This is a genomic window from Bradyrhizobium sp. 153 (genome assembly GCF_023073835.1).
Lineage (GTDB): Bacteria > Pseudomonadota > Alphaproteobacteria > Rhizobiales > Xanthobacteraceae > Bradyrhizobium.
On record NZ_JADPKH010000049.1, the window covers coordinates 1 to 4,434 of the forward strand.

A 4,434-nucleotide genomic window follows, 5' to 3' on the forward strand; every position below is an offset into this window, starting at 1 on the left:
CTGCGAATCGGTGCCAGACAAGGAATCACGGTCGATTCCCGCGATGCAATAGTTGGTGCGCTCCCTCAGCCCTCTCGGCTAAATGTGGGTAATTGAAAGGTTGGCAGGGCGTTTACAGCCGGCTCAACCTCGGCAATACGGCGGGCGGACGCCTCGATCAGATCGAGGGGCGAAATTTCCTGCTTGTTGAGCAACTCCACCGCTTGAACCGCAGTCAATCTGTACAGCTCGTCGCTCATCACCCTCCTCCAGCCCGAACTGACAAGTCAACATTGGTGAATCAGTTGCCTTGCAGATGATCACTTTGTGCGCGGAAAAGCCTGAAACAGTGAGCGCTCAGGAAGCGCCACGTTCGTCGCGCCTCTCTCAGCATTAGTAATGCTTGGAAGGCGTATGCCTAAGCCCCTCATCGTTTGGCGAGTTCATCCATCACTTGCTTGGTGGCTTGATACGCTAGGTCCACAATCTCGTCTATTTCAGCTTCGGAGACTACAAGCGGCGGAGCAAACCCTAGAATATCTCCATGCGGCATCGCTCGCGCAATGAGGCCTCGATCTCGAGCCGCCTTCGAAATGCGCGCGCCAACCTTGAGCTCTGGATCAAACCGCCGCTTTGCTTGACGATCCGCGACAAACTCGACAGCTCCAAGCAAACCCACTCCCCGAACCTCGCCAACGATCTCCAGCTGAGCGAACCGCTCGTTCAGACGGCGCTGAAAATACATGCCGACAACCCTCGCACGATCAGCTAAGCGATCCTGTTCGACAATATCGAGGACTGCATTGGCAGCGGCAGCCGCGATCGGATGCCCGGAGTAGGTATACCCATGCGAAAACGCACCAACTCGATCGGCGCCCTGCTCCATAACCTCGTAGACCTTCTCGCTGACGATGGCTCCCGAAAGTGGCATGTAGCCGGATGTTAGGCCCTTTGCGACTGTCACCAGGTCTGGCTCTATGCCGTACAGAGTACAGCCGAAGTCGGCGCCGGTTCGACCGAATCCACAAATTACCTCGTCAACGATCAGAAGAACGTCGTACCGCCTGAGCACAGCCTGAATTTCAAGCCAATATCCTATAGGTGGCGGCGTGATACCGCCGGTGCCTAGCACCGGCTCGGCAATAAACGCGCCGATTGTTTCCGGCCCCTCGCGGACAATCAGCTCTTCAAGTTCTGCCGCACGGCGGCGGGAAAAGGCGTCCTCCGTCTCGCCTGGCTCGGCGCCCCAATAGTGATGAGGCACGCCCGTGTGCAGAACGCCCTGAAAGGGAAGATCCATGTGATCGTGGTAGAACGACATTCCCGTCATCGAGCCGGAAATTACTGAGCAACCGTGATAGCCGCGCTCCCGCGAGATAATCTTTTTCTTCTTAGGAAAGCCACGAAGATTATTGTAGTACCAAACAAGCTTCGCTTGAGTCTCATTCGCGTCCGATCCGGACAACCCGAAGAATACTTTGCTGGCTTTACCCGGTGCCATCCGCACAAGTCGATCCGACAGAGTCGCCAACTCTTCGGTCGTGTGCGCTGCGTATGTGTGATAATATGCAAGCTGATAGGCTTGCCGTGCGATGGCCGCCGCTACTTCGGTGCGACCATAGCCGATATTCACGCAGTAAAGACCGGCAAAAGCGTCGATGTAACTGCGGCCCTCTGCGTCCTGGATACAAATGCCTTTACCACCTATTACAATTGTAGGATCGCCAATATTGCCACTGGCGAACTCTTTCAGTTGAGTAAACGGGTGTAGAACACTCGCGCGGTCTCGTTCCGCGATGGTTTTGATGTCAACCACGAAAATTCTCCTAACCCGCCAAATCGCCGAAGCAGATGTATTTCAGTTCCATATATTCGGCTAAGCCGTACCTCGACCCTTCGCGGCCAAGTCCGGATTGCTTCCATCCTCCGAACGGAATGGGCGGTCCCGTAAATGATGCGGTATTCACGCCGAGCATCCCGCACTCGATCTGCTCAGATAGTCGCAGCGCCCGACGAAGATTGTCCGTGTAGATGTAGCCGGCTAGCCCCATTTCGTTGGCATTTGCTCTAACGACAACCTCTTCCTCCGAGGAAAACGGAAGTACCGCGGCCACTGGCCCGAACGTCTCCTCCCGCGCAATCACCATCTCTTCCGTAACGTCACTTAGCAGCGTAGGTGAGACAAAGTTCGAGCCAAGGCTGCCCTTCTGATCGATAGAGAACGCTTTCGCGCCTTTCTTCACGGCGTCATCAATATGAGCGCGACATTTGTTAGCGACCGACGCTTTAGTCATTGGCCCAATGTCGGTTTCAGGATCCAGACCGTGGCCGACCTTGAGCTGACCTATCGCTTCTGCAAAAGCTGCCACAAAGGCATTGTACACGCCGCTTTGAACATAGATGCGGTTAGCGGCCAGGCAGTCCTGACCTGAGGTCGCAAATTTCGCGGCCATGGCGCCTTCGACGGCCTTCCTAAGATCGACATCGTCAAAAACCAGGAACGGGGCATGCCCACCGAGTTCGAGTGACACCTTTTTGATTGTGTCGGCCGACCCCTCCAGGAGGAGACGCCCAACTTCGGTCGAACCGGTGAATGAAAGAGCGCGTATTCTTGCATCGCGCAAAAGCGGCGTCGAGAGCTCTACGGGATTTCCGACGAGCACTTGAAGCACCCCGCGCGGTATTCCGGCTTCTTCGGCCAACCTCGCCAAAGCGAGAGCGGAGAGCGGGGTCTCAGGTGCAGGCTTCACAATTATCGGGCAGCCTGCCGCAAGAGCGGCGCCAGCCTTGCGCGTAATCATGGCGACCGGAAAGTTCCATGGAGTTACAGCAGCCGCGATGCCGATTGGCTGCATGCGCACCTGAAGTAAACTCCCGATCTTGTGACTCGGGATCGTCTCACCGTACGCCCGCTCGCCCTCAGCTGCGAACCAGTCAAGAAATCCGGCACCGTAGATAATTTCCTGGCGAGCTTCAGCCAACGGCTTGCCCTGCTCGCTCGTCACAAGGATGGCGAGCTCCTCCGCGTGAGCGAGCATCAGTGAGGCCCATAACCTAAGGATCGCCCCTCGCTGCGAAGGCAACAAAGCTCGCCACGCGGGGAACGATCGGTCGGCGGCACTGATCGCCCGATTCATATCCGCCGCAGAGCAATGGGCGACCTCAGCAATTTCGTCACCGTTGGCAGGGTCGACTACTGTGTCTTTCTGCTCTCCCGAAACCCAGCAACCGTCGACAAGCGCAGCCCCGACGGTAAAGTCGCGCCGGCTGAGATTTTGCAGATACTGCGTAGCGGGACCGACTGAAGGGAGCTTTCTGGGCCGAACAGGGAGAAGCGCCATTTGAACTCGTGGTCATCTTGTTGAAATTGCCTCGACAATCAGGATACTGATATGGCTTACAGATTTGCTTCGCATTTTCCTGCCCTTCGGAGGATTTCCTGCGTGGGGCAGGCATTGGGCAGCGAAACGCAGACCTGAGGACCTGGAGCCGATATGCGATACGACCGAATAGACGCGCGGATTCTTGAGATTGTGCAAAAGAATAACCGCTTGACCTCCGAGGTGATTGGGGAAATGGCTGGGCTCTCGGCTACGGCCTGCCAGCGCCGACTCAAGAGACTCCGCTCGGAAGGGATCATCGAGGCAGATGTCTCGATAGTTTCGGCAAGAGCGGTTGGAAGACCAATTCAAATGCTCGTGCTAGTGAGCCTAGAGCGGGAGCGGTCCGACATAATCGATAGGTTCAAGAAAGCCATCAAATCGTCTGCCGAAGTGGTCAATGGATTTTATGTCACCGGTGACGCCGACTTCGTCCTGTACATTACTGCGCGCACAATGGAAGACTACGAGCAGTTCACGCGGCGATTTTTCTATGAGAATCCGGACATTAAGGGATTCAAGACGATGGTCATAATGGATCGCGTAAAGGCTGGGTTTGCGGTTCCGATTGAGCTGCCGGTGGAGTAGTCATGAAGGCATTCGTCCCTACAACTTTTCGCGCACTTTCATCCTTTTTCCTCAAAGCTGACGCGTGCGTTAAGACACCAGATTCCCGACGAGCAGGACACGAACAAGTTGTCGCCCGAGATCAGGGCCCGTGCGGTCCCGCCTATTTCTGGATCACGCCAGCGAGTATCCGTCGAGCTGGGGCGGCAGTGACGTCGATTACGGCCAAGATCGACTGCATTCCGCAAACGCTGCAAGACCGGGTCAAGAACGTCGAGATCGACAGCGGCCAATGAGCCGAAGTTCCGAACGAGATGGCCAAGAAGTCTGGATGCCCTGGCACCGGAGAGCCGAGAACAGTGAGATCCTACACAAGCCAAGCGGCTAAATGGGTCTCCCTCCGGTGAAGCTTTCAATTACCCACATTTAGCCGAGAGGGCTGAGGGAGCGCACCAACTATTGCATCGCGGGAATCGACCGTGATTCCTTGTCTGGCACCGATTCGCAG

At 56.1% G+C, this 4,434-nt stretch carries 4 protein-coding genes and 1 pseudogene; 2 read left to right on the forward strand and 3 right to left on the reverse strand.

What is annotated here, in order from left to right:
• Positions 1–65 precede the first annotated feature (65 nt).
• From IVA91_RS12650 to IVA91_RS12660, 3 genes are all read right to left on the reverse strand, one after another.
• Positions 66–239: a hypothetical protein gene (locus IVA91_RS12650; RefSeq protein ID WP_247458799.1), complete on the reverse strand. Its 174-nt coding sequence runs from the start codon at positions 237–239 to the stop codon at positions 66–68.
• Between the two features lie 167 nt (positions 240–406).
• Positions 407–1,795, reverse strand: coding sequence for an aminotransferase (locus tag IVA91_RS12655; protein ID WP_247458800.1), 1,389 nt, complete (start codon positions 1,793–1,795; stop codon positions 407–409).
• Between the two features lie 10 nt (positions 1,796–1,805).
• Positions 1,806–3,320, reverse strand: a complete 1,515-nt coding sequence (locus tag IVA91_RS12660; RefSeq protein WP_247458801.1) for an NAD-dependent succinate-semialdehyde dehydrogenase — start codon at positions 3,318–3,320, stop codon at positions 1,806–1,808.
• Positions 3,321–3,473: 153 nt separating this feature from the next.
• Between IVA91_RS12660 and IVA91_RS12665 the strand changes: the two genes are divergently transcribed.
• Positions 3,474–3,947: an Lrp/AsnC family transcriptional regulator gene (locus tag IVA91_RS12665; protein ID WP_247458802.1), complete on the forward strand. Its 474-nt coding sequence runs from the start codon at positions 3,474–3,476 to the stop codon at positions 3,945–3,947.
• An 81-nt stretch (positions 3,948–4,028) separates the two neighbouring features.
• Positions 4,029–4,219: pseudogene (locus IVA91_RS12670) on the forward strand (IS3 family transposase); the annotation flags it as partial.
• Between the last annotated feature and the right edge of the window lie 215 nt (positions 4,220–4,434).

Bases quoted from the DNA above. Each gene is read 5' to 3' on its own strand.
- IVA91_RS12650 (WP_247458799.1), bottom strand. From the start codon at position 239: ATGAGCGACGAGCTGTACAGATTGACTGCGGTTCAAGCGGTGGAGTTG.
- IVA91_RS12665 (WP_247458802.1), top strand. From the start codon at position 3,474: ATGCGATACGACCGAATAGACGCGCGGATTCTTGAGATTGTGCAAAAG.
- IVA91_RS12660 (WP_247458801.1), bottom strand. From the start codon at position 3,320: ATGGCGCTTCTCCCTGTTCGGCCCAGAAAGCTCCCTTCAGTCGGTCCC.